Source organism: Rhizobium sp. SU303, from assembly GCF_021052345.1.
GTDB classification, from domain to species: domain Bacteria; phylum Pseudomonadota; class Alphaproteobacteria; order Rhizobiales; family Rhizobiaceae; genus Rhizobium; species Rhizobium laguerreae.
Genome location: NZ_CP088095.1, coordinates 3227153 through 3251579 on the forward strand (window position 1 = coordinate 3227153; position 24427 = coordinate 3251579).

At 61.0% G+C, this 24427-nt stretch carries 23 protein-coding genes; 14 read left to right on the forward strand and 9 right to left on the reverse strand.

What is annotated here, in order from left to right; genetic code table 11:
* Nucleotides 1-57 precede the first annotated feature (57 nt).
* The 4 genes from pgeF (at nt 58) to RlegSU303_RS16230 (ending at nt 3960) form a co-directional block, all read left to right on the forward strand.
* Nucleotides 58-852, forward strand: coding sequence for a peptidoglycan editing factor PgeF (gene pgeF, locus RlegSU303_RS16215; protein ID WP_094088750.1), 795 nt, complete (start codon nt 58-60; stop codon nt 850-852).
* A gap of 5 nt (nt 853-857) precedes the next feature.
* The gene (locus RlegSU303_RS16220; protein ID WP_017961468.1) at nt 858-2009 is read left to right on the forward strand and encodes a M24 family metallopeptidase; all 1152 of its coding nucleotides are present in this window, start codon (nt 858-860) and stop codon (nt 2007-2009) included.
* A 91-nt stretch (nt 2010-2100) separates the two neighbouring features.
* Nucleotides 2101-2922, forward strand: coding sequence for a hypothetical protein (locus RlegSU303_RS16225; RefSeq protein ID WP_017961469.1), 822 nt, complete (start codon nt 2101-2103; stop codon nt 2920-2922).
* Nucleotides 2923-3027: 105 nt separating this feature from the next.
* Nucleotides 3028-3960, forward strand: a complete 933-nt coding sequence (locus RlegSU303_RS16230) for a ribose-phosphate pyrophosphokinase (RefSeq protein ID WP_011652946.1) — start codon at nt 3028-3030, stop codon at nt 3958-3960.
* A gap of 223 nt (nt 3961-4183) precedes the next feature.
* On the opposite strand, the gene RlegSU303_RS16235 is transcribed toward RlegSU303_RS16230, so the two are convergent.
* Entirely contained in the window at nt 4184-5725 is a 1542-nt protein-coding gene (locus RlegSU303_RS16235; protein WP_026158793.1) for a hypothetical protein, read from the reverse strand.
* Nucleotides 5726-6189: 464 nt separating this feature from the next.
* Between RlegSU303_RS16235 and RlegSU303_RS16240 the strand changes: the two genes are divergently transcribed.
* From RlegSU303_RS16240 to RlegSU303_RS16260, 5 genes are all read left to right on the forward strand, one after another.
* Complete coding sequence (locus RlegSU303_RS16240; RefSeq protein WP_017961472.1) at nt 6190-6798, forward strand: 50S ribosomal protein L25/general stress protein Ctc; 609 nt, start codon at nt 6190-6192, stop codon at nt 6796-6798.
* 184 nt (nt 6799-6982) lie between these two features.
* Entirely contained in the window at nt 6983-9334 is a 2352-nt protein-coding gene (locus RlegSU303_RS16245; protein ID WP_131624613.1) for an EAL domain-containing protein, read from the forward strand.
* Between the two features lie 24 nt (nt 9335-9358).
* Nucleotides 9359-10072: a substrate-binding periplasmic protein gene (locus RlegSU303_RS16250; protein ID WP_017961474.1), complete on the forward strand. Its 714-nt coding sequence runs from the start codon at nt 9359-9361 to the stop codon at nt 10070-10072.
* Nucleotides 10073-10261: 189 nt separating this feature from the next.
* Complete coding sequence (gene pth / locus RlegSU303_RS16255) at nt 10262-10993, forward strand: aminoacyl-tRNA hydrolase (protein ID WP_017961475.1); 732 nt, start codon at nt 10262-10264, stop codon at nt 10991-10993.
* Between the two features lie 5 nt (nt 10994-10998).
* Nucleotides 10999-11505 carry a GNAT family N-acetyltransferase gene (locus RlegSU303_RS16260; protein ID WP_376774810.1) on the forward strand — a complete coding sequence of 169 codons (507 nt, stop codon included), beginning with the start codon at nt 10999-11001 and terminating at the stop codon, nt 11503-11505.
* On the opposite strand, the gene clpS is transcribed toward RlegSU303_RS16260, so the two are convergent.
* A complete protein-coding gene (gene clpS / locus RlegSU303_RS16265) occupies nt 11483-11794 on the reverse strand; it encodes an ATP-dependent Clp protease adapter ClpS (protein ID WP_017961476.1) in 312 nt (103 codons plus the stop codon). The two genes, RlegSU303_RS16260 and clpS, sit on opposite strands and share 23 nt — an antisense overlap.
* 341 nt (nt 11795-12135) lie before the next feature.
* On the opposite strand from clpS, the gene ychF reads away from it, so the two are divergent.
* A complete protein-coding gene (gene ychF / locus RlegSU303_RS16270) occupies nt 12136-13239 on the forward strand; it encodes a redox-regulated ATPase YchF (RefSeq protein WP_094088754.1) in 1104 nt (367 codons plus the stop codon).
* Between the two features lie 72 nt (nt 13240-13311).
* Here ychF and RlegSU303_RS16275 read toward each other — a convergent pair whose 3' ends face one another.
* Entirely contained in the window at nt 13312-14424 is a 1113-nt protein-coding gene (locus tag RlegSU303_RS16275; RefSeq protein WP_094088755.1) for a hypothetical protein, read from the reverse strand.
* Between the two features lie 81 nt (nt 14425-14505).
* Here RlegSU303_RS16275 and RlegSU303_RS16280 point away from each other — a divergent pair, with 81 nt between their 5' ends.
* Together RlegSU303_RS16280 and RlegSU303_RS16285 are read left to right on the forward strand one after the other, a co-directional pair.
* Complete coding sequence (locus tag RlegSU303_RS16280) at nt 14506-14997, forward strand: MaoC family dehydratase (RefSeq protein ID WP_017961478.1); 492 nt, start codon at nt 14506-14508, stop codon at nt 14995-14997.
* Nucleotides 14994-15461, forward strand: a complete 468-nt coding sequence (locus RlegSU303_RS16285; RefSeq protein ID WP_131719301.1) for a MaoC family dehydratase — start codon at nt 14994-14996, stop codon at nt 15459-15461. The genes RlegSU303_RS16280 and RlegSU303_RS16285 overlap by 4 nt, the downstream gene beginning before the upstream one ends.
* A gap of 27 nt (nt 15462-15488) precedes the next feature.
* Here the strand turns inward: RlegSU303_RS16285 and RlegSU303_RS16290 are convergent, their stop codons facing one another.
* From RlegSU303_RS16290 to petA, 4 genes are all read right to left on the reverse strand, one after another.
* Nucleotides 15489-16031, reverse strand: coding sequence for an adenine phosphoribosyltransferase (locus RlegSU303_RS16290; protein ID WP_003541749.1), 543 nt, complete (start codon nt 16029-16031; stop codon nt 15489-15491).
* A gap of 114 nt (nt 16032-16145) precedes the next feature.
* Entirely contained in the window at nt 16146-17027 is an 882-nt protein-coding gene (locus tag RlegSU303_RS16295; protein ID WP_017961480.1) for a cytochrome c1, read from the reverse strand.
* 25 nt (nt 17028-17052) lie between these two features.
* Nucleotides 17053-18333: a cytochrome b gene (locus RlegSU303_RS16300; RefSeq protein WP_017961481.1), complete on the reverse strand. Its 1281-nt coding sequence runs from the start codon at nt 18331-18333 to the stop codon at nt 17053-17055.
* A 14-nt stretch (nt 18334-18347) separates the two neighbouring features.
* A complete protein-coding gene (petA, locus tag RlegSU303_RS16305; protein ID WP_026158794.1) occupies nt 18348-18926 on the reverse strand; it encodes a ubiquinol-cytochrome c reductase iron-sulfur subunit in 579 nt (192 codons plus the stop codon).
* Between the two features lie 284 nt (nt 18927-19210).
* Between petA and RlegSU303_RS16310 the strand changes: the two genes are divergently transcribed.
* On the forward strand, nt 19211-20143 hold the full coding sequence (locus tag RlegSU303_RS16310) for an endonuclease/exonuclease/phosphatase family protein (RefSeq protein WP_094088756.1): 933 nt from the start codon (nt 19211-19213) through the stop codon (nt 20141-20143).
* Here the strand turns inward: RlegSU303_RS16310 and RlegSU303_RS16315 are convergent.
* Entirely contained in the window at nt 20099-22012 is a 1914-nt protein-coding gene (locus tag RlegSU303_RS16315) for an ABC transporter ATP-binding protein (protein ID WP_094088757.1), read from the reverse strand. The genes RlegSU303_RS16310 and RlegSU303_RS16315 overlap by 45 nt on opposite strands.
* Before the next feature lie 162 nt (nt 22013-22174).
* Between RlegSU303_RS16315 and RlegSU303_RS16320 the strand changes: the two genes are divergently transcribed.
* Entirely contained in the window at nt 22175-22405 is a 231-nt protein-coding gene (locus RlegSU303_RS16320; protein ID WP_094088758.1) for a CopG family ribbon-helix-helix protein, read from the forward strand.
* A 98-nt stretch (nt 22406-22503) separates the two neighbouring features.
* Here the strand turns inward: RlegSU303_RS16320 and RlegSU303_RS16325 are convergent, their stop codons facing one another.
* A complete protein-coding gene (locus tag RlegSU303_RS16325) occupies nt 22504-24360 on the reverse strand; it encodes an ABC transporter ATP-binding protein (protein ID WP_017961486.1) in 1857 nt (618 codons plus the stop codon).
* Nucleotides 24361-24427 lie beyond the last annotated feature (67 nt).

The window sequence follows — 24427 nt, forward strand, 5'->3', positions numbered from 1 at the left end:
CGCATATGCGATGCGCTTGGGATAATAACAAACCCCTCGAAAACCCCGGAATCACAGATGCAGGACGCGGCCTCTCCCGCACCGATCGAAAGCGCGCTGCTGAACGAAGCGACGGGCGCCACGATCCGGCACGGATATTTCACTCGGGCCGGCGGCGTTTCGGAGGGGCTGTATCGTGGCCTTAACGTCGGCCTCGGCTCCAGCGACGAACGCGACAAGGTCCTGGAAAACCGCCGTCGCGTCGCCGCTTGGTTCGGCTTGCCGGTCGAGCGGCTGGCAACCGTGCATCAGGTCCATTCCCCCGATGTCGTGACGATCGGCGCCGATTACGACGGCGCCCGCCCCGATGCGGATGCGATGGTAACGCGCACCCCTGGCATTGCGCTTGGCGTGCTCGCCGCCGATTGCGGACCCATCCTGTTTGCCGACCCGGACAATCGCGTCATCGGTGCTGCCCACGCCGGCTGGAAGGGCGCGCTGACGGGCGTGCTCGAAAACACCATCGCCGCCATGGAGGCACTAGGTGCGGACCGCGCTCGCATCGTCGCTTGCCTCGGCCCCTCAATCAGCCAGGCGAGCTATGAGGTCGGCCCTGAGTTCGTCGAGCGTTTCGTCGCCGAAAACCCGGAGGACCAGCGCTTTTTCGTGCCTTCCGCAACGCCCGGCCACGCCATGTTCGACCTGCCGGCGCTGACCGTCGACCGGTTGACGAAAGCCGGCGTGCGTGCGGAAAGCCTCGGCCTCTGCACCTATCCGGACAACGAGCGCTTCTTTTCCTACCGCAGGACGACACATCGCAAGGAGCCGGATTACGGCCGCCAGATTTCCGCGATATCAATCAGGGAGACTTGAGCAGAATGGCACTGCACTTCGAAAAGGCCGAATTCGCAAGCCGGCTTGCGCGCCTCACCGAGAAGATGAAGGAAGAAAAGCTCGACGCCTTGCTGCTCTTCGCCCAGGAAAGCATGTACTGGCTGACGGGCTACGACACCTTCGGCTACTGCTTCTTCCAGACGCTGGTCGTCAAGAGCGACGGCACCATGGCGCTGATCACCCGCTCGGCCGATCTTCGCCAGGCCAGGCATACCTCGATCCTCGAGGACATCCATATCTGGGTCGACCGGGTCAATGCCGACCCGACGCTCGACCTGAAGAACCTGCTGGTCGAGATGGACCTGCTCGGCGCCCGCATCGGCATCGAATATGATACGCACGGCATGACCGGCCGCGTCGCCCGGCTGCTCGACGCGCAATTGACCACCTTCGGCCAGATCGTCGACGCCTCCTACCTCGTCAGCCGCCTGCGCCTGATCAAGAGCCCGACGGAGGTCGCCTATGTCGAGCGTGCCGCCGTTCTCGCCGACGATGCGCTCGATGCCGCGATCCGGCTGACAAAACCCGGCGCCGACGAGGCCGATATCCTCGCCGCCATGCAGGGCGCGATCTTTTCCGGCGGCGGCGACTACCCCGCCAACGAGTTCATCATCGGCTCCGGCGCCGACGCCCTGCTTTGCCGCTACAAGGCCGGCCGCCGCAAGCTCGACGCCAACGACCAACTGACGCTCGAATGGGCCGGCGCCTATGCGCATTACCATGCCGCCATGATGCGCACGATCGTCATCGGCGAGCCGACGCATCGCCACCGCGAGCTATACAACGCCTGCCGCGAAACAATCGAAGCGATCGAGACCGTGCTGAAGCCCGGCCAGACCTTCGGCGATGTCTTCGACATGCATGCCAGGATCATCGACGAGCGCGGCCTGGCCCGCCACCGGCTGAATGCCTGTGGTTATTCGCTCGGCGCCCGCTTCTCGCCCTCCTGGATGGAGCATCAGATGTTCCATGTCGGCAATCCGCAGCCGATCGAGCCGAACATGTCGCTCTTCGTGCACATGATCATCGCCGATTCCGATACGGGCACGGCGATGACGCTCGGCCAGACCTATCTGACGACTGCGGATGCGCCGCGCGCGCTATCCCGCCATCCGCTCGATTTCATCGGGCTCTGACCGGTGAGAATCCGGAATTGACAGACGACCGTCCCCACCCGCATAAATTCGGGTGGGGCTGATTGCGATTGCGGGAAGGACGGACCAAGGGATGACGCGAGCTGCGATTGTGCCCACGCTCCTGTTCGTCATGGCTTTGCTGACAGCCTGCAACACGACCGATGCGCTGACGCCGCAGGTCGACATCGGCAATTCCTCCGGGGGCGCCCCGTCGAGCCCGGTGACGCAGAGCGAAGCCGAGCGCTTGGCAGGCACCCGCCAGCCGAGCTTCTCGGGAAGCTCGCAGCAGGGCGGCTACCATCCAGCCTATGATCAGTCGCAGCGGGCCTATCGACCCGGCACCGGCGCGGCGCCGACGACGATGCAGGAACAGGCAGACGCCCTGTCGAGAAGCGGCTCCTCACCGGCCGCCTCGGCCCCGATCGACGGACAATCGCTGCCCCCGCCGGCGGCCAGTGGTGAGCTTGCCGCACAGCCGGCTCCGCCGGCCGAGGCGCAACAGCCGCAGCAGACCGCCGCCCTCCCCCCCAGTTCCTCCTCCGCCCGCGGCAATACCGTGCGCTTCCTACCGATCATCGGCGCGCCGGTGCAGGCCGTGACACCGCTCTCGCGCCAGCTCGGTGCCGAAGCGCGCGCGCACGGCCTTTCCATCAAGAGTTCGAACGACGCGAGCAGCGACTACATCCTCAAGGGCTACCTCTCCGCCTTCAGCGACGACGGCAAGGTCACCGTGGTCTATGTCTGGGACATTCTCGACAGCGGCGGGGGCCGCCTGCACCGCATCCAGGGACAGGAAAGCGTGCCGACGGCCGCGGCCGATCCATGGGCGGGCGTTCCGGCCTCGGTGATGCAACAGATCGCCTCGAAAACCATCGCAGAATTCTCTTCCTGGCGGCAGGCTCAGGGCGGTTAGTCACAAACTTTTTGCAAATATGGAAGCCTGTGGCGCCTTTGCCCTTGCATTCACGGGGAAGCTGACTAAAAAGCGCGGCTATCAGCGCGTAACAGGCGGACCAAAATGAAGGTTTTCGCGGGCAATTCGAACCGGCAACTCGCCGAAGCGATCTGCAACTATCTCAATGTTCCCTTGGGGAAAGCCAGTGTTCGAAGGTTTGCCGATCAGGAAATCTTCGTGGAAATCCAGGAAAATGTGCGCGGCGAGGACGTTTTCCTTGTACAGCCCACCGCTTTTCCCGCAAACGACCACCTGATGGAACTGCTGATCATGATCGACGCCATGCGTCGTTCGTCAGCCCGCCGCATCACCGCCGTCCTTCCCTATTTCGGCTATGCCCGCCAGGACCGCCGCGCCTCCGGCCGCACGCCGATCTCCGCCAAGCTGGTCGCAAACCTCATTACCGAAGCCGGCGCCGACCGTGTCATGACGCTCGATCTCCATGCCGGGCAGATCCAGGGCTTCTTCGATATTCCGACCGACAATCTCTTCGCTATGCCCGTGCTGACGCGCGACATCAAGAGCCATTATGACCTCAGCAACGTCGTGGTCGTCTCGCCTGACGTCGGTGGTGTGGTGCGTGCCCGCGCGCTTGCCAAGCGGCTGGACTGTCTTCTGGCCATCGTCGACAAGCGTCGCGAGCGGCCGGGTGAATCCGAAGTCATGAACATCATCGGCGACATCACCGGCAAGGACTGCCTGCTGATCGACGACATCGTCGATTCCGGCGGCACGCTCTGCAACGCGGCCGACGCGATGCTGGCCAAGGGCGCATCCAGCGTCACCGCCTATATCACCCACGGCGTTCTCTCGGGCGGCGCAGTCACCCGCGTCACCTCCTCGAAGCTTCGCGAACTCGTCATCACGGATTCGATCCAGCCGACCACGGCAGTTCTCTCGGCGCACAATATCCGCATCGTGACCACGGCCCCTCTGATCGGCGAAGCCATCAGCCGAACAGCTCAGGAAGAGTCCGTCTCCAGCCTCTTCGATTAAAGAGAGCCGGCATTCGACCGGCTCTTTCAATTTCTGCATTAGATGGACCAAGCTATTATTGGGCATACCCTCCGAGCCGCATGAATTGCTGGCCGTTGATTGTGGCGGAGCCGCGTTCGCAAGCGGCCGCCCCGATCGTTGGTTTCGGCGAAGCTTGTGACGTAACGCACAAAAGCCGGCACAAGGCCGGCTTCCTTTCATTTCGGATACCAAGTGATAATGCTTAAGGCTGTTGCGGTGGCGCAGGTACCGTATCCTGCCCCTGATCCGGTTCCTGCTCAGTCTCCAGCCCCTGATCCTGATCCGGACCATCCGGCCCCTTGATCTGCTGGCCGTTGACGACGACTGCACCATCGCGGCTGACACTGATGTCCCAGCGCGAGCGGCCATCTGCATCGGTCTTGGCGAAACCTTTTACCATCATGATGCCGAAGGAGACCTGGCTAAGATCGGGATCCGTCTTGGCAAGCTCCTGAACCGCGGCAATCGTCTTGTCGAGATCACGGGCAAGGATCGTCGCCTCCATCGAATAATCCTTCTCGGTGTCGACCCGCCCCTCGATTTTGCCGGTCATGTCGATGTCGTAGACATCCGATTTGGCACTGACCTTCGGAAACTCGACGGCGAGCCGGCCGTCGCGGAAGAACTTCTTCGCCATCTCCTCGCCACTCGTCTCAGGCGCCTCGGCGCTGCTGAAATCCACCGCCATCAAGGCGTCGCCGAAGCTTGCGAAATCCAGATTCGGCATGGCGAGTTGCAACTCGAAGCTGGTCGGCAGGAAAGGCGAATAGCTTGCCGGCATCAGGGGCGTGTCGAGGCTGATGTCCTGGGCATTCATGCCGAAGCCGAAACGCATGGCGTCACTCGGCCCGTCGACGGCCACATTGTAGTCGAATGCCTTGGCGCCTCCATTGCCCATCTGGCTGCTGATGGTCAGATTGTTGACCCCGATCGTCTCGCTGAACGAGGCAAGAATCGGGAAGGCCTGCTTGAGCATTCCCTTTATCTTGTCGCTGTTCTCCGGGCTTAGCTCCTTCTCCTCGAGATGGTCGAGAACGAAAAGGACGATCTCGCGGATCTGCTTGGCCGGCAGGCCGTTCACCTTGGCCTCGAAATCGATCGAGTCGGCACGGATTTCAACGGGTGGCATTTGCAGGCCGGAAACCTGTTCGACGAAAGTGGACATCGAGCCGCTGCCCGCAAAATCGATACGCTCGTTGCCGCCTGCGCTGTCCGTCGAACTCAGCTTTTGGTCGATCGCGGCGATGCTGGCATGGACTTCCTCGGTGTCGGACTTGCTGGTGACCTTGATGTCCTTGCCGGTGAAGGTGCCGGAGCGCAGATAGCTGATCGCCGGATCGAAGACGCCGGTGTAGACAAGCGAAGCGATGGAGTAGGAAAAATCCGTCGGCTTCTGGTCGGGGCCTTTGAAATGGCCGGAAACGTTGAGGTTGTTGTCACCCTCGATGTTCCAGAGCCCGCTGTCGAGCGGCGTGGCGAACATCGAGAACGGCGTCAGCCCGTTAATCGCGAATGTCGCCGGATCGGCTTTGGCAAGCAGCTTCGCCAGATCGTAGATGATCTCGTATCGCGCCCCCGCCGGATTGACGGTGATCATACCGCTCTTCGCCAGATCCTCGGGAAGCAGCTTCGTCAGCGTGTCCTTGACCGCATTGGCGCCATCCTGATTGATCTCGGCACTCTGGGCCGTGGTGACAAGGCAAAGTGCCAGCAAGCTCGTTGCCGTGACAAGTTTGAGACGCATAGTCCGATTTCTCCTCAGCCGCTTTTTTGAATGCGGGCCATCCAAAGATGCGAAGCGCACCGATGTCAACCTCAGCTACGTCACGCGACCGCGGATTTCTTCACGACCGGCGCAAGTTTCCTGCTGTACGGCCGGCACTTCGCCGTTGACGATCGCCTCGATGCCCGAGCGCGGTCCCGGCCTACCGAAGAGGAAGCCCTGCACCTGCAGGCAGCCTTCCCGTCGCAGGAAGTCGAATGGCTCTTCGTTTTCGATGGTTAAACCTTGGCGAAAGCGTGTATATGGGCAAAAAACAACCCAAATCCGCAACTTGCGTTTCCGATCGACTTATAATATAGGCCACCGGTCCGTGTAGACACCCTTGGAGGCAACGCGGATGAGGTCGGGTCATACCGCCTCCGGTTCGTCGGAACAAGGCTTTTGCCCGCCGCCGAACTCTCCAAATAACCTCGAAAGGAATAGCCATGAGCCAGGAAACTTACGAGCTCAAGGCCGAGGCGCGCGAACGGGTTGGTAAGGGGTCCGCCCGTGAACTTCGCCGCAACGGTTTGATTCCCGCTGTCATCTATGGTGACAAGCTGGCCCCCATTGCCATCGCTCTCAACACCAATGAGGTGACGAAGCGCATTCACGCCGGTAGTTTCATGACTACCGTGGCGACGATCGACGTCGACGGCAAGAAGCACAAGGTTCTGCCGAAGGACTACCAGCTCGATCCGGTCCGTGACTTCACGATGCATGTCGATTTCCTGCGCGTCTCCGGCAACACCCAGGTGACCGTCGAAATCCCCGTTCACTTCATCAACGAAGAGAAATCCCCGGGCCTCAAGGTCGGCGGCGTTCTGAACATCGTTCGCCATGAAGTCGAAGTTCATTGCCCGGCCGATGCGATCCCTGAATTCTTCAACATTGACCTCAGCGGCAAGAAGATCGGCGACAGCATCCATATCGCGGAAGTCACCTTGCCGAAGGGTGTCACCCCGGTCATCGACCGCGACTTCACGATCGCGACGATCATCGCTCCGGCTGCCGGCATTGATGAGAGCGCCGCGGAAGGCGAAGCCGAAGCCTGATCGCTTCGACCAATTTGTAAAGCATATGGCCCGCTTTCCCCTGGAAAGCGGGCTTTTCATTGCCTGGAAACGCCCCGTTTCAGCAACATTTAACAAATTCGTGAAAGCATGCTCCGTCAGCTGCGAAGAAGCCCGCCTCAACGCGCGACAGCAAATACGGCCGGCCCGGGGAGTAGACGGAACCATGAACAATTCCGTTGAGAACAGATTTTTTGCGATAGTTTGCGGAGCGCTGCTTGTGTTTGTCGCTCCCCTCTTTGTTCTCTTCCTTTTTCTTTCCTCGGAACGGGCCGACAAGGAAATACGCGACCATATCTCTGTTCTTCTTGTCGCCAATGCCCAGGCGCTGGCCAAACCCCTATGGGACCTTGATGAGGACAGCGTCACCCAGATCAGCGCGACGGTCGTTTCCCAGGGCGCCATCGTCAAGGTCGAAGTGCGTGACCAGTCGGGCCAGCTCGACGTCAGCCAGTCCACCATTCCGCGCTCCTTCGACGGCAAGCTGGTGCAGGTGTCACGCGCCATCATCTACAACACCGTCGACGGTCCGAAGAACCTCGGCAGCATCAGCGTCTATTATCCCGCGCTCAGCCTGTTTTCCGGCCTGAAGCAGGAAGAGGTCGTCTTCATCTCGATCTTCATCTTCGCGGTGCTGACCGTTTTCGGCACGGCGCTGATCGGCAACCGCTTCTTCGTCATCCAGCCGCTGATGCGGCTGACGGCGGCAATCGAGGCCACCCGCCAGTTGGGCTCCCGCCATCATGTCGACTGGCAGTCGAACGACGAGATGGGACGGCTCGCCCATAGCTTCAACGAGATGCAGACCAAGCTCGAAAGCGAGGAAAAGGAGCTGAAGCTCGCCCACCGCCGCGCCACCGATATCTACAATCTGACCCCCGCCATGCTCTTCTCACTCGACGAGGAAGACCGCATCACCGCCGTCAGCGATTATTGGCTGCTCGCCACAGGTTATAACCGCGCCGCCGTCATCGGCCGCAACTTCGCCAATCTCGTCACCCCCGCGACCCGCGACAAATTCGTCAAGCGCCGCCAAGCCGAAAGCGGCATGACCGTCACCGTCAAGTTCGTTTGCCTGGATGGCCGCACCATGGACGTCCTCATCATGGAATCCGAGGCGGGAGCTGGCGCTCAGGACCGCCTCTCGCTATCCGTCATGACCGATGTGACCGAACTCAAGGCGTCCGAGGACCGCAACCACCGCCAGGCGATCACCGATCACCTGACCGGGCTTCTCAACCGCCAGGGCTTCGAAGCCGTCCTCGACAACAAGATCGCCGCCGCCGATGCCGCCGGCCAGGAACTCGCCTGTCTCTTCGTCGATCTCGACCGTTTCAAGTGGATCAACGACAATATGGGCCATGCCGCCGGTGACACGGCGCTGGTCGAGCTCGTCGAGCGCCTGAAGATCCATCTTGCCCCCTCCGACGAGGCGGCCCGTCTCGGCGGCGACGAATTTGCCATCCTGCTGCCGGCCAAGGACGCCGAAACCCGCGCCAAGGTGATGTGCGAGCAGATCGCCTCGATCTTCGAAACGCCATTCGCCCCCGACATGCATCTGAGCGCTTCCGTCGGCATCGCCATCTATCCGCATCATGCTGCAACCGCGGCCGAGCTGCTGCAAAAATCCGACATGGCGATGTATGCCAAGAAACGCGACGGCAAGAACGGCGCGCAGCTCTTCGACAATGCCATGCTCGACCGTGCCCGCAGCCGGGCCGAAATCGAGGCCAATATCGAAGCCGGCCTCGTCGACAACTGGTTCGAAGCCTTCCTGCAACCGATCGTCACCTTGAACGGCCGCGGCATTGCCGGTTTCGAGGCGCTGATGCGCCTCAACCATCCGCAGAAGGGCTTGATACCGCCGGCCGAGATCATCAGCGTCGCCGAGGAAACGGCAAAGATCGTCCGCGTCGGCAACGTCATCATGGAAAAGGCGGTCGCCAACCTCGCCAAGATTTCCCGCATACCAGGCATGCAGGATACCTATCTCGCCATCAACTTCTCGCCGCTGCAGTTCGAGCCGGCGCTGCCGGCCCGTCTTGCCGCCATCGTCGGTCGCCACGGCATCCGTCCCGAGCGCATCGTCGTCGAGATCACCGAAGCCGTGCTGATGCACGACAACCCACAGATCCGCTTGATCGTCACGGAACTTCGTCGCTTCGGCTGCCGCATCGCGCTTGACGATTTCGGCACGGGCTATTCGTCGCTGAGCTACCTCAACCGCTTCCCTGTCGACATCATCAAGATCGACCAGTCCTTCACCCGCGCGATCAACGACGGCGACGACGACGTGCGCCAGAAGAGCCGCATGCTGATCGAAGGCATCACCACACTTTCCCACAAGATGAACTGCACCGTCATTGCCGAGGGTATCGAGACCGAAGAGGAATGCCGCACGCTCCATCAGATGGGGCTTGACTATGGCCAGGGCTATCTCTTCCATCGTCCGCAGCACGCCGCCACGCTGATCGAGGAACTGACGGCCTCGCAATCGGCCATCGCACGCGCCTCGTGAACGAAGAACCAAGGAGATGAACGGATGAAAAAGCTCCTGCTTCTCGCATGCCTGGCGCTGCCCTGCACCGCCCATGCGCAAACGGTGACGTTCACGACCGAGGACTATGCACCCTTCAACTATCGCGAAGGCAAGGAGATCAAGGGCGCTACCGTCGAGCAGGTCGAAAAGGTGATGGCCGCGATCGGCGTCGACTACACGATCGAGGTCATGCCCTGGGCGCGCGCCTATGGCCTTGCTCGCACGGCGCCGATGACCTGCGTCTTCGCGACTGCCCACAACAGCACGCGCGATCCATTGTTCAAATGGGTCGAACCGCTGCTCATCGACCGCAATATCCTGATCACGCGAAAGGGCTCGGGCGTCACCGCCGGCAATCTGGACGAAGCGAAGAAATATACGATCGGTACCCAGCGCGAGGATTACACCGAGACGATCCTGAAGGAAAAGGGCTTCACCAAGCTCGATGTCGCCAGCGACTTCAACGCGACGCTGCGCAAGCTGCTTGGCGGGCGCATCGACATGATGCCGATCTCCGAACTCTATTTCGAAAAGCTGAAGGCAGACCAGCCGGTGGAATTGGTGACCGTGCTCTCCGCCCAGCCAATGGGCATCGCCTGCGAGAAGAACTTTCCGGGCGATCTGCTCGCCAGGATGCAGGCTGCCCTCGACAAGCTGATCGCCGATGGCGACCAGAAGCAGATCTTCCTGAAATACGGCATGAACCTGTCGGACTGACTCCGAAGATATCTGCCCTTTCCGCTTGACTTTGCTTTCATTTCGCGGTGGTGAACGGCGGAAGTTCTAAAGCGCGTCGCGATCTTTCAGATTTGCTCGTCGCGGTTTAGGTCTTTGTTTTTACGGATGTGATTGTCGCAAAACCGCTGCACACTTTGCGCGACATGCTTTAGCGAGGAAAAACAGGCCATGCTGATCATCGCGGGTCTCGGCAATCCCGGCGGCAAATACGTCGGCAACCGCCACAATATCGGCTTCATGGCCGTCGACGCCATCCATCGGCGCCACAGCTTTTCGCCCTGGTCGAAGAAGTTCAGGGCCGAGATCGCCGAGGGCGAGGTCGGTGGCGAGAAAGTGCTGCTGATGAAGCCGCAGACCTTCATGAACCTTTCCGGCGAGTCCGTCGGCGAGGCGATGCGTTTCTACAAGCTCCAGCCGGCCGATCTCGTGGCCATCTACGACGAGCTCGACCTTCCCCAGGGCAAGGCACGACTGAAGACCGGCGGCGGCCACAACGGCCACAACGGCATCAAGTCGCTCGACGTCCATTGCGGCAGGGAATACCGGCGGCTGCGCCTCGGCATCGGCCATCCCGGCGTCAAGGAAATGGTGCAGAACCATGTACTCGGCGATTTCGCCAAGGCCGACAAGACTTGGCTGGAGCCGCTTCTCGACACGCTCGCCGACAATGCCGATATGCTGGTGCGAAACGAGGATTCGCAGCTGATGAACAAGATCGCGCTGGCGCTCGGCGGCAAAGCCGAGGAGGAGAAACCGGCGAAGGAAAAGAAGGACGCCGAGAAGAAGCCGGCCGGCCAGTCGCATATCCATCAGGCCCGCAACCACAATCAACCGAAGCTGCCGGCCACCGGCCCGATGGCCGACATGCTGAAGAAGATGTTCGGCAAAAAGGGCGATTGAGACCGATGCCGGATCAAGACGTCATCATCCGCCCGGCTGCCCGCGGCGATCTCGCCGGCCTCATGACACTTTACCGTCACCTGAACCCCACCGATCCGGTTCTTGACGAGGCCATTGCCGAAGAAGGCTTTTCCGCCATCCTGGCCCAGCCCGGCATGACCGTCTTCATCGGTTTTGCGGGTGAGGTCGCCGTCGCCACCGTCACAAGCGTCGTCGTGCCGAACCTGACACGGAACGGCGCGCCCTATGCGCTCATCGAAAACGTCGTCACCCATGCCGATCATCGCAAGCGCGGTTATGCCCGCACCGTCATCGGCCACGCGGTCGCCGAGGCCTGGAACGCCGGATGCTACAAGGTGATGCTGCTTACCGGCTCCAAGAATCCGGCAACGTTGCGCTTCTATGAGAATTGCGGTTTCGTGCAGGAAAAGACCGGCTATCAGATCCGCCGGCCCTCACTCCATATTCGGGGCGGCCCTCGGAAAGCGCCTATTCCTCCGGTTCGGTGGTGAACATCAGTGGAAAGCCCATGCCCTTGGCAAGGTCGATGCCTTCCTTGGCCTTGGTCTCGGCGATGTCCCTGACGCAGACCACGACCACGCAGGAACCGAGCTTGTGCGCCGTCATCATCACCCGGTAGCCGGTCTCCTCGCTCATGCGGAAGACGGCCTTCAGGATCATGATCACCAGTTCGCGCGGCGTATAATCGTCATTGACGAGAATGACCTTGTAGAGCTTCGGCCTGTCCAGCTTGAGCTTCACTTTGGTCTTCGGTTTCAGGGCAATGTCATTGTCACTCATCGGAAAAACCCACCCGTTGATGACATGGGGTCAGAAATCTTCAAAACCATCTAATCATTGTCGATGACGAATTTTTGACGGTTAGCCGGTGCGGCTCCCGACCTCAAACGGGCAGGAGCTGGTCGCCGGCATCGTCACCGAAAGGTCAACTGCGTCTATGCGAACAGCGGCCGGCATTCTGGTGAAATCAGCAATACGTCGAAATCTCCGTCGCTTTCAAGAATAGGCCAGCACCGATCCGTCGGCAAGTGAGCGACGCTAAAAGCTCTCTAAGACTTGACCATATTGCTCCTTTATCCCATAGGCACCAGCAAGGAATTCAAGAACAGCAGGTTTTAGCCATGGGCTTCAAATGCGGTATCGTCGGGCTGCCGAATGTCGGCAAATCGACCCTCTTCAACGCGCTCACCAAGACGGCGGCGGCACAGGCGGCGAACTACCCCTTCTGCACCATCGAGCCGAACACCGGCGAAGTCGCCGTTCCCGATCCGCGCATGCGCAAGCTTGCCGACATCGCCAAGTCGAAGGAACTGATCCCGACCCGCATCTCCTTCGTCGATATCGCCGGCCTGGTGCGCGGCGCCTCGAAGGGCGAAGGCCTCGGCAACCAGTTCCTCGCCAATATCCGCGAGGTCGATGCCATCGTCCATGTGCTGCGCTGCTTCGAAGACAGCGACATCACTCATGTCGAGGGCCGCATCAACCCGGTCGCCGATGCCGAGACGATCGAGACCGAGCTGATGCTTGCCGACCTCGAAAGCCTGGAGCGCCGCACCGAGCAGACGCGCAAGCGCGCCACAGGCAAGGACAAGGAATCGGTGGCGATGCTGCCGATCATGGAAGCGTCGCTGAAGCTGCTCAACGAAGGCAAGCCGGTGCGCACGCTGCTGTCGACGCTCGATGCGGAAGAAATCGTCATCCTCAAGAGCCTCAACCTTCTGACCTCGCATCCGGTGCTCTACGTCTGCAACGTCGCCGAAGGCGATGCCTCGACCGGCAATGAATTCACCGAAGCCGTTGCCGTCATGGCGAAGGAACAGGGTGCCGAAACCGTCGTCATCTCGGCGGCGATCGAAGCGGAGGTTGCCCAGCTTCCCGAAGAGGAAGCCAAGGAATTCCTCGCCGCCCTCGACCTTGACGAGGCGGGCCTCGACCGGCTGATCCGTGCCGGCTACAAGCTGCTCCACCTCATCACCTATTTTACCGTCGGCCCGAAGGAAACGCGCGCCTGGACGATCGAGCGCGGCACCAAGGCGCCGCAGGCGGCCGGCGTCATCCATTCGGATTTCGAGCGCGGCTTCATCCGTGCCAACACCATCGCCTATGATGACTACATCAAATACAACGGCGAAGTCGGCGCCAAGGATGCCGGCAAGGCGCGCGACGAAGGCAAGGAATACGTCGTCCAGGACGGCGACGTCATCCATTTCCGCTTCAACACCTGAACGGAAATTGCCGCTATCCCGATCAATTCATTTCGCCCAAATCGCTCAGCGGTTTGGGCGAAATCGTAAGATTTACGGGGTTACCCCTAAGACGGCCGGCGGCAGCCTTTGCGAAATGGCGGCCGGCAGCGCCCGCAGCACGATGCGGCGCAGCGGCATCCAGCCTGTTCCGATGATGAGCACGATCGCTCCGACGACGATCAGCGTCGTGAAGATATAGGTGTCAACCGTCGCATTCCCCTGCCGGAAAATGCCGTAGATTGCAAAACCGAGCGACAGCAGGCCTGACGTGACGAAGGCGCGCCGATCGATGACAAGGCCGATCAGCATCAACACCACCACGCTGATAACGATTATGGGCGTCTTGATCGACACCGCCTGGGCAACATCGAGCAAATTGCCGTCGAACGACATCAGCAGCCTTACGCTGAAGAGCAGAGCCGGTGCCGCGCCGAGGTGAAGCCAGAAGGCGATATCGGAGCGTGTCGTCCGGCGCAACCGGTCCCCGAGGTCGAAATACAGCGCCGTTGCAAACAGCCCGAGCGCGCAAACGAGGAAGACCACCGCGAGCAGGAGGGGATGGTTGGAGAAGAATTGCGGATCGCCGCTCGCCCATTGCATGAGACGCAATAGCAGGGTGAGCACCAGCGCAAGGGCCGAGGTGATGCAGAGCGCCAGCGACAGCGGCACGCGGTACCGGGCATAATAGAGGCCGAGAATGATCGGGAAGCCGGCGATGAACTGCGTCGCCTCCGCCCCGATATCATTGAAGGCTGATGTTCCCGGCTTGAAGAAGAAGGACATCAGCAGGAATGTCCAGCAGAGCAGCGCAATCGTCAGGCTGACGGCTGGCAAGGCAAGCCGCTGGCGGCGCACCAGGATTTCCGAAAGCACGATGATCGCAGGCAGCACGGCATAGAGTGCGGCAAGCCCCCAGAGGCCGCCGAGCGCCACCACGACGCCGATAGTGATCAGCACGTCGTGGAAGCCGCGCACGAAGCGTGGCGTCTCGGTATCCGACCAGGCCTGCCCCTCCGCCGCCATTGCCGGCTGTGCCTCAGCGACCCCACCCCCGATGACGGCGACCCCGCGCTCCGTCAGGAACGGCAGAAGACGCCCGCCCGTCTCCGGCGAAATCAGCTCCTGGCGCACGGCCTCGTCGAGTATCGACCTTAGTTCAGTCATGCCGGTTTATCTCCCCGGAATCATTGAGCCCGCGCGGATGCTATTGTAAGCATTGTGCGCTGCATATGGCGGGAGGAGCGAATGTCGGCAGAAAAGCTTTCCTTCGAGGATTTCCAGCCCGGCCGCCGCTTCGCGCTTGGCCCGAAGCCGGTGACCACCGAGGAAATCATTGAGTTCGCAAGCGAATTCGACCCGCAACCGATTCATCTCGATGAGGCTGCCGGCCGCGCCAGCATTCTCGGCGGCCTTGCCGCCTCCGGCTGGCATACCTCTTCGATGTTCATGCGCATGATGGCCGACAGCTACGTGCTGAACTCGCTTTGCGAAGGTGCGCCCGGCGTCGATCTGATGGAATGGCGAAAGCCGGTGCTTGCCGGCGACACGCTGTCCGGCCACTCGATCGTGCTTGAAGCCCGGCCGATGCGATCGCGCCCCGGCATCGGCATCGTCAAGTTTCGCCACGAGGTGGAAAACCAGCGCGGCGAACTCGTCTGCGTCTCGGAGAATTCGGTCATGTTCGGCATGCGCGCCCGGCCAGCCGATATCGGCATAAACCCGGAGACATCAGCATGAGGATGTCCGAGCTTTACGCGGTTGGGGAGAAGGCCGAGATCGGCAACTACACTTTTACCGAGGAAAACATCATCCGTTTCGCAACGCGCTACGATCCGCAGCGTTTCCACGTCGACAAAGAAGCCGCCAAGGACACCCTTTTCGGGGATCTCTGCGCCTCGGGCTGGCACACCACCGCCGCCTGGATGCGGACCTTCCTCGCTTTTTGGAAAAGGCAGAGCGTCGCACTCGCGCAAAACAGCCTGACGTCGCCGAACCTCGGCCCTTCGCCGGGTTTCCAGAAACTGCAATGGCTGCGGCCGGTCTTTGCCGGCGACGTCGTCACCTATTCCGTCGCCTTCCTCTCCAGCCGGGCGCTCGCGTCGCGGCCGGGATGGCACCTCAACACCATCCTCTGCGAGGGTGTCAATCAAAACGGTGATGCCGTTATCCGCTTCGAAAGCAGCGTGCTCGAATTCGACTGACGCCCCAGGCAGCAGCAGGACGAGGGCTCAGTGGCCGGAGAATTCGACCAGCGTATGCACGACGACGCCGAGCTCTTCCAGCTTCCTGCGGCCGCCAAGATCCGGCAGGTCGATGACGAAACAGGCGCCGACCACTTCCGCACCGATCTGGCGTAATAGCTTCGTCGCGCCGACCGCGGTACCGCCGGTGGCGATCAGGTCGTCGACCAGGATCACCTTCTCGCCGGGCTGGACAGCATCGCGATGCATCTCCATCTCGTCGACGCCATATTCCAGGCTGTAGGCGATGCGCACGGTCTCGTGCGGCAGCTTGCCCTTCTTGCGGATCGGTACGAAGCCTGAGGAAAGCTGGTGCGCCACCGCGCCGCCGAGGATGAAGCCGCGCGCCTCCATGCCGGCGATCTTGTCGATCTTCGTGCCGGCATAGGGCTGCACGAGTTCGTCGACCGCCCGGCGGAAAGCCCGAGGGTTGCCGAGCAACGTTGTGATGTCGCGGAAGATGATGCCGGGCTTGGGATAGTCAGGAATGGAGCGGATGCTGGCTGCGAGCTCCGAAGTCGTATTGTTCATGGAAAATCCATATCTGCGAACGCATGAAACTGGCCGCACCCTAGCAATTGCCAGGGGCGGAACCAACAAAAAAGGCGGCCCGTAGGCCGCCTTTCGAAATCCGGCGGGAACCGCTCAATGTTCCTTATTGGCGTAGATCGAGCGCTTCGTCAGGTAGATCAGCACCGTGAAGATCGCCAGGAAGATCATGACCATGAAGCCCGTGCGCTTGCGCTCCTCGAGATGCGGCTCCGCTGCCCACATCAGGAAGGCGGTGACGTCCTTCGAATACTGGTCGACCGTCGCCGGCGCGCCGTCGTCATAGGTCACCTGGCCGTCAGAGAGCGGCTTTGGCATGGCAAGGACGGCGGCAGCATTGAAATAAGGGTTATAATGTCCCCCCTGCGGCACCTGGAAACCGGCCGGCGGCTCTTCATAGCCGGTCAGCAGTGCGTGGATATAGTCCGGGCCGCTTTCCTGATATTGCGTGAAAATGTCGAAAACGAACTGCGGAAAGCCGCGCTCGACTGAGCGGGCCTTGGCAATCAGCGAAAAATCGGGCGGAGCCGCGCCATTGTTGGAAGCAGCCGCGGCTTCAGCATTGGGGAAAGGCGACGGGAAGTAATCGGAAGGAACCGCCTTGCGGGTAAACATCTCGCCGCTGGCGTCGGGACCATCCTGGACCTCATAGTTCGCGGCGAAGGCCTTCACCTGCGCCTCGGAATAGCCGAGCTCGTGGAGCGTGCGGAAAGGCACGAGCTTCATCGAATGACAGGCTGCACAGACTTCCGTGTAGACCTTGAGGCCGCGCTGGAGCTGGCCCTTGTCGTAATGGCCGAACGGACCGGCGAAAGACCATTCCTCCTCCTTCGGATGCTTCAGCGGATAATGCGGCGTCTCACCTTCCGCGTGATGGGCCGGAGCCGCACCGTTGGCGGGCGCCTCCTCGGCCAGGGCCGCGCCGCTGAGACCGGCAACGACAGCGAGCGAGAGAATGCTTGCAACAAGCGTTTTCATGTTTCTGTTCCCTTCCGTCGCGCGCTTACGCATTGGCCGCTGCACTGGCGGCAGCTGTCTTGTTGCGCTTCTCGAGCACCGCTTCGGTGATCGAGTTCGGGATGCGGCGCGGTGTCTCGAGGAGGCCGAGCACCGGCATGGCAACCAGGAAGAATGCGAAGTAGAGGAGCGTGCAGACCTGAGAGATCCAGACGAAGTCACCTTCCGCCGGCTGCGATCCGAGCCAGCCGAGGATGATCGCGTTGATCACGAACAGCCAGTAGAACACCTTGTACCAGGGACGATAGACCGCGGAGCGAACCTTGGAAGTGTCGAGCCAGGGCAGGAAGAACAGCACGATGATCGCACCGAACATCACCAGCACGCCCCCGAGCTTGGAATCGATCGGGCCGACGTTGAAGGTGATCGAACGCAGCATCGCGTAGAACGGCAGGAAGTACCATTCCGGAACGATGTGGGCCGGCGTCTTCAACGGGTCGGCCGGGATGTAGTTGTCGGCATGGCCGAGGAAGTTCGGCATGTAGAAGACGAAATAGGCATAGACCAGCAGGAAGACCGATACACCGAGAGCATCCTTCATCGTCGCATAGGGCGTGAAGCGCACCGTGTCCGTCTTCGTCTTGACCTCGACGCCCGTCGGGTTCGTCTGGCCGACGACATGCAGCGCCCAGATGTGCAGGACGACGACGCCGGCGATCATGAAGGGCAGCAGGTAATGCAGCGAGAAGAAGCGGTTCAGCGTCGGCTGTTCGACGGCAAAGCCGCCGAGTAGGAACTGCTGCAACCATTCGCCAATCAGGGGAAAGGCCGAGAAGAAGCCGGTGATGACGGTCGCACCCCAGAAGGACATCTGGCCCCAGGGCAGAACGTAACCCATGAAACCGGTCGCCATCATCAGGAGATAAATGACCACACCGAGAATCCAGAGAATTTCTCGCGGCGCCTTGTAGGAGCCGTAGTAGAGGCCGCGGGCAATGTGCAGGTAGACCGCGACGAAGAAGAAAGACGCGCCGTTGGCATGCATATAGCGCAGCAGCCAGCCATGATTGACGTCGCGCATGATCTTTTCAACGGAATTGAAGGCAATCGTCGTCTCGGCGGCATAGTGCATGGCGAGAACCACACCCGTCAATATCTGAAGGATCAGCATGACGGAGAGCATTGCGCCAAAAGTATAGGCATAGTTCAGGTTACGCGGAACCGGATAGGCGACGAAACTATCATAGACCATGCGCGGCAGCGGAAGGCGCGCATCGACCCATTTCTCGAGGCCGGTTGATGGCTCGTAGCTGGAATGGCCACTCATATATCAGTCTCCCCTCAACCGATCTTGATTTTGGTATCGGACACAAATGAAAAGGTCGGGATCGCCAGGTTCTCGGACGCAGGACCTTTGCGAATGCGGCCGGCCGTGTCGTAGACCGAGCCATGGCAGGGACAGAACCAACCATTGTATTCGCCGGCCTGGCCGAGCGGTACGCAGCCGAGATGCGTGCAGGTGCCGATCATGACGATCCAGTTTTCCTTGTCCTTGCCGCCCGAACGGTCAACACCCGTTGCCTGAGCGTCGGCGGGAAGGTTTGCATTGCGCGCAATCGGGTCCTTGAGATCCGACAGCGGAACATCGGCTGCGGCCGTCACTTCTTCCGGGGTGCGATTGCGGATGAAGATCGGCTTGCCGCGCCATTTGACCGTCAGCGACATGCCGGGTTCCAGGCTGGCAACGTCGACTTCGATCGAGGCGAGAGCGAGCGTCGAAGCGTCAGGACGCATCTGATCGATGAACGGCCAAGCGACCGCGACGGCGCCAACGGCGCCCGCCATACCAGTGGTGAGATAAAGGAAATCACGGCGAGTGGGTTCGCCCGTGCCCTCGCTTGTCGTTTCGTGTTCGCTCACGGCTAACATCCTCTGCGCAATTTTCGCGGAATTCCGCCCTGCCCCCTCTGCCGGCGAATCTCTCTAGACACAATTCGGCCATAGATTCCCCAGCAATCCGGCGCGTTCTATGCTTGATCGCAAATTATGTCCAGCCTTGGCAAGGGGATGAGGGCACAATGTCGCGGGAAATTTCGGATGAATTTTTTAAGGCAAACACGCGCTTGCCGTTATGTTGCATTGCAACAAAAATGCCCTCGTGATAGGCGCAGTCCAAGCCACGCCAGCGAGCCGGACCGGAGCGGATGAGAGACACGATTTTTTGCGTATTCAGCGTCCTTACGACGCTTGTTCTCGCCATCATCTCCCTGCGATACGTCACCGATTTTTATCTGCTGTCCTTTTTTTACAGCTTCCAGGTCCATCTGGCGGTTGCCGGCGCGGTGGCTTCGGTCGCAGCCCTTCTCGTCAAGCGACACTGGTATGGCCTGCTGACGCTCGCGGTATCGGCGGTCCTTGCAGTCCATGGCATTGCGATGATGCGCGAATTCGTCGAACCCTCAGTCGAAGAGAGCCGCCCGGCCCTCTTCAGGCTGATGTCCTTCAACATCGAGAACGATAATTTCGCAAACGGCCCTCACATCGCCGACATGGTCATCGCCTCAGGCGCCGACGTCGTCAACATCCTGGAGGCCGAACCGCTGCTGTCGGAACTGCCGCGGTTGTTGAAGACTTATCCCTATTATATCGGCTGCGGCGTCGGCATGGAGCAATGCGATACGCTGGTGCTGTCGAAGCGTCCGCTGATCGAACCCCGCATCCGCAATCTCGGCCTGCTCTGGCGCAACCGGTTGACGATCTCGACGATCGATTTCGATGGCCAGAAGGTCAATTTCCTCGCCGCGCACCTGACCAAACCTTATTACGACGAGTTCCACGGCCTGGAGGTCTGGGATCTCGCGGAGGTCATCCCTACCCTTTCGGGACCGCTCGTTCTGGCCGGTGATTTCAATACGTCGATTCTCGCGCCCGACATGCAGTATCTCATGCGCACTCAAGGCTTGGGCACGGCATCGCTGGAGCCCGCGACATGGCCGATCCGCGCCGGCGCCTTCGGTATTCCGATCGATCATATCTTTACCCGCGCGCCGCTGCGGCTTAAATCGGTCCGCCGCATCGAGAACGGCTTCGGATCAAATCATTTTGGCCTCATGGCGGAATTCGTCGTCGACCCTTGAGCCTGCATCCTCATCCGTAGCAAGGAAGCCGCCGGACTGGCGCGCCCAAAGCTCGGCATAGAGCCCGCCGTGGCGAAGCAGTGCGTCATGGCTGCCTTCCTCGATGATCCGTCCGAGATCGACGACGATCAGCCGATCGAGCGCGGCGATCGTCGACAGCCGATGGGCGATCGCAAGCACCGTCTTGCCTTCCATGATCCGGTGGAGATTGGACTGGATCGCTTCCTCCACTTCCGAATCGAGCGCCGACGTCGCTTCGTCGAGAACGAGGATCGGCGCGTCCTTCAGCATGACGCGGGCAATGGCGATACGCTGCCGCTGCCCGCCGGACAGTTTGACCCCGCGTTCGCCGACATGCGCATCGAAACCTCTGCGGCCCTGCTGATCCTGCAGGCGTTCGATGAACTCGATGGCTTCGGCGCGCCTGGCCGCCTCGACCAGCCCCTCCTCGCCGGCATCCGGCCGTCCGAACAGGATGTTGTCGCGCACCGAACGATGCAGCAGCGAGGTGTCCTGGCTGACGACGCCGATCTGCATCCTGAGGGATTCCTGCGTCACGGCTGCGATATCCTGACCGTCGACGAGAATGCGGCCATCCTGAATATCGTAGAGGCGCAGCAGCAGGTTCATCAGCGTCGATTTCCCGGCGCCCGAACGGCCGACGATCCCGACCTTTTCGCCCGGGCGGATGGTCAGCGAGAAATTCTCGACGACCGGCTGGTGGCCCTTGCCGTAGCGGAAGGAAACATTGTCGAAACGGATGCCGGGCTGCCGGATCACCAAGGTCTTCGCATCGGTCCGGTCGACGAGCCCCAGAGGTTGGGAGATCAGCTCGGCGGCGTTCTGGATGGTGCCGAGGTTGCGCATGATACCGTTGAATTGCGTCATCAACCGTCCGAGCAGGAAATTCAGCCTGAGCACCAGCGCCAGCGAAAACGCCACCGCACCCGAGCTGATGAGGCCGCGCAGCCAGAGATCGACGCTCAGGCCCGCCATCGTCACGATCATCAGGCCGGAAAGCAGCGCCATCGAGGCCCTGACGCCGGTGATGAACCGCGTGAAGCGCAGCACCGTATCCTGATAGATATCGAAGCCCTGCCGCATGTAGCGGTCGCTCTCCTCGTCGCGTGCAAACAGCTTCAGCGTCTGCATGTTGCTGTAGGAGTCGACCATCCTGCCGTTTAGCATCGATCCGGCTTCCGCCGTTTCGCGGGAATGATGGCGGATCCGCGGGACAAAGTGGCGCGCCAGCAGGCTGAATGCGCCAAGCCAGAACAGCACGACGGCGGCAAGGGAAAAGTCCAACCGGGCGACGAGCACGAGCGTCGTTACGGCATAGATGCCGACGAACCAGACGCTTTCCATCAGCGAGGTGACGAGATCGCCGGTGGCCTGCCCGGCCGACCAGACCTTGGTGACGATGCGTCCGGAAAAATCGCTCTGGAAAAACGACAATGACTGCCTGGAGACGTGGAGATAGGATTGCCAGCGCGCGAGATTGTAGAAGCCCGGCGTGATCACCTGCTGGTCGACGAGCGCGATCAGGAAGGCGATGACGAAGCGCACGAGCCCGATGAGGGCGAGCATGCCGAACAGCTCACCGCCATGGGCAGCCAGAAGGCCGCTCCAGCCGGCCCCCGGCGTGATGCTGCCGAGGATATCGACGAGCCGCCCGACGAACCAGAAGAGCGCTGCCTCGATCGCCGCCGACGCGCCGCCGAGAACAAGCATGGCGATGAACGGCGTCCTCGCCTGGCCGATATAGAACCAGATGAATCCGAGCGTCGAGCGCGGCGGCTGGAGATTGGCGCGTGGGCGGAACGGATCGATCCAGGTTTCGAACCGGCGGAGGATGGGGCTTAAGAACATAGAAGCGATATAGGCGGAATAACCGGACCGGCAAAGGGAATGAAAAGCGACCGAAACCTTATATTTTGGTAATTAATGGTAACATCGGCGGCATACCCATTGAATGCCCCCGAACCGGTCACAATCTCACGTTACGATCGCGCTTTACCGGAGACCACTTCCATGGAAACGAAAATGCTCGATGTGCATGTTCCGCTTCCGCTTGCAGAAAGGCTGGATGCCCTGGCATTCGCCCTAGGGTTGCCGCGCGACGAGATCGTCGCCGAGGCCATTACCGCCTGGCTGGACCAGGAAGAGCAGCGTCGTCTCGTCGCACTGCGCGCGATCGCAGCCGCCAACACCATGATCGTCGTCGAACATCACCGCGTGATCGATTGGGCCGACAGCCTTTGAGCGGATAGAACGCAAACGCGCTCGGGCCCCAGCAGCTGGAAACCACCCTCAGTATTCAAGAGGCCCTCTCCGCTTTCGCCGAGAGGGCCTCATTTATGTTATTCCGCCGCCACTTCCGCTTCGTCGGCGTGATCGGAGAGGAAGCCGCCGGACTGGCGGTTCCAGAGGTCGGCATAGATACCGCCTGCTTCGATCAGTTCGCTGTGCGAGCCGGCCTCGATGATCCGGCCCTTGTCGAGCACGATCAGCCGGTCCATCTCCGTCAGCGTCGAAAGCCGGTGGGCGATGGCGATCACCGTCTTGCCCTCCATCAAGGCGAAGAGGTTTTCCTGGATCGCCGCCTCGACTTCCGAATCGAGCGCCGAGGTCGCCTCGTCGAGCACCAGGATCGGCGCGTCCTTCAGGAAGACGCGGGCGATCGCGACGCGCTGCCGCTGGCCGCCTGACAGTTTGACGCCGCGTTCGCCGACCTGCGCGTCGAGCCCCGCGCGGCCCTGCATGTCGACGAGGCCTTCGATGAACTCCCAGGCATTGGCGCGTTTGGCGGCCTCGATCACCTCGTCGTCCGTTGCTTCGGGACGACCATAGGCGATGTTGTCGCGGATCGAGCGATGCAGCAGCGAGGTGTCCTGCGTCACCACGCCGATCAGCGAACGCAGGCTTTCCTGCGAGACGCCGGCGATATCCTGCCCGTCGATGGTGATGCGGCCGGTCTCCAGATCGTAAAAGCGCAGCAGCAGGTTCATCAGCGTCGTCTTGCCGGCACCGGAACGGCCGACCAGACCGACCTTCTCGCCTGCCTTGATGTCGAGCGACAGGTTGTCGATGACGCCCTTGCTCTTGCCGTAGTGGAAGCGGATGCGGTCGTAGTGGATCGCGCCCTTCTTCGCCGTCAGGGTGGGTGCGCCCGGCTTGTCGACGATGTCGTGCTGTTTGCTCATCATCTCCATGCCGTCATAGACCGTACCGATATTCTCGAACAGCGCCGAGACTTCCCACATGATCCATTGCGACATGCCGTTGACGCGCATGGCAAGACCGATAGCGATGGCGATGGCACCGACCGAGATCGCCCCGTTCAGCCAGAACCAGATCGACAGGCCCGAGATGACGAAGAGCGCAACGCAGTTGTTCACATAGACGCTGATGTGGAAGAGCGTCACCTTGCGCATCTGCTTGTGCACGGTCTGCAGGAACTCGTCCATGCCCTCCTTGGCATAGACCTCCTCGCGGCCCGCATGCGAAAACAGCTTGACCGTCGCGATATTCGTATAGCTGTCGACCACGCGGCCCGTCATCATCGAACGCGCATCCGCCTGCGCCGCCGCGATCTTGCGAAGCCGCGGCACGAAATAGGCGACGATGCTGATATAGACCGCGAGCCAGACGAGGATCGGGATCATCAGCCGCCAGTCCGCCGCCGCAATCACGATGATCATCGTCAGGAAGTAGGTGACGACATAGACGAAGACGTCGAGGATCTTCATCACCGTTTCACGTACGGCAAGCGAGGTCTGCATCACCTTGGTGGCGACACGCCCGGCAAACTCGTTGGCAAAGAACGACATGCTGTGGCGCAGCAGGAAGCGGTGCATCTGCCAGCGTGCGATCATCGGATAATTGCCGAGCATCATCTGATGCATGATGAGCGAATCGAGCCCGGCTACCACAGGCAGGCCGATCAGCACCAGCGCCGCCATCCAGAAAAGCTTGTGGCCTTCTCTCTCCAGGAATGTGGCGCGGTCGGCATTGGTCAGCCAGTCGACGATGTCGCCGAGGAACTGGAAGAGCGCCACTTCGCCGATAGCGATCAGCGCGGTCAGCACGGCCATCAGGCCGAGCCAGGGCGCAGCCGGCTTGCTGTAATGCCAGCAAAAGGCAAAGAGACCTTTCGGCGGGGCGACAGGGTCCTCGCTGGGAAAGGGATTGAGTCGCTGTTCGAACCAGCCAAACATGAAATTGCTCCGAAACGTCAGCGTTCCGGCTCCCGGCTTCGCGCCATCCCAGCGCCATGCAAGCACA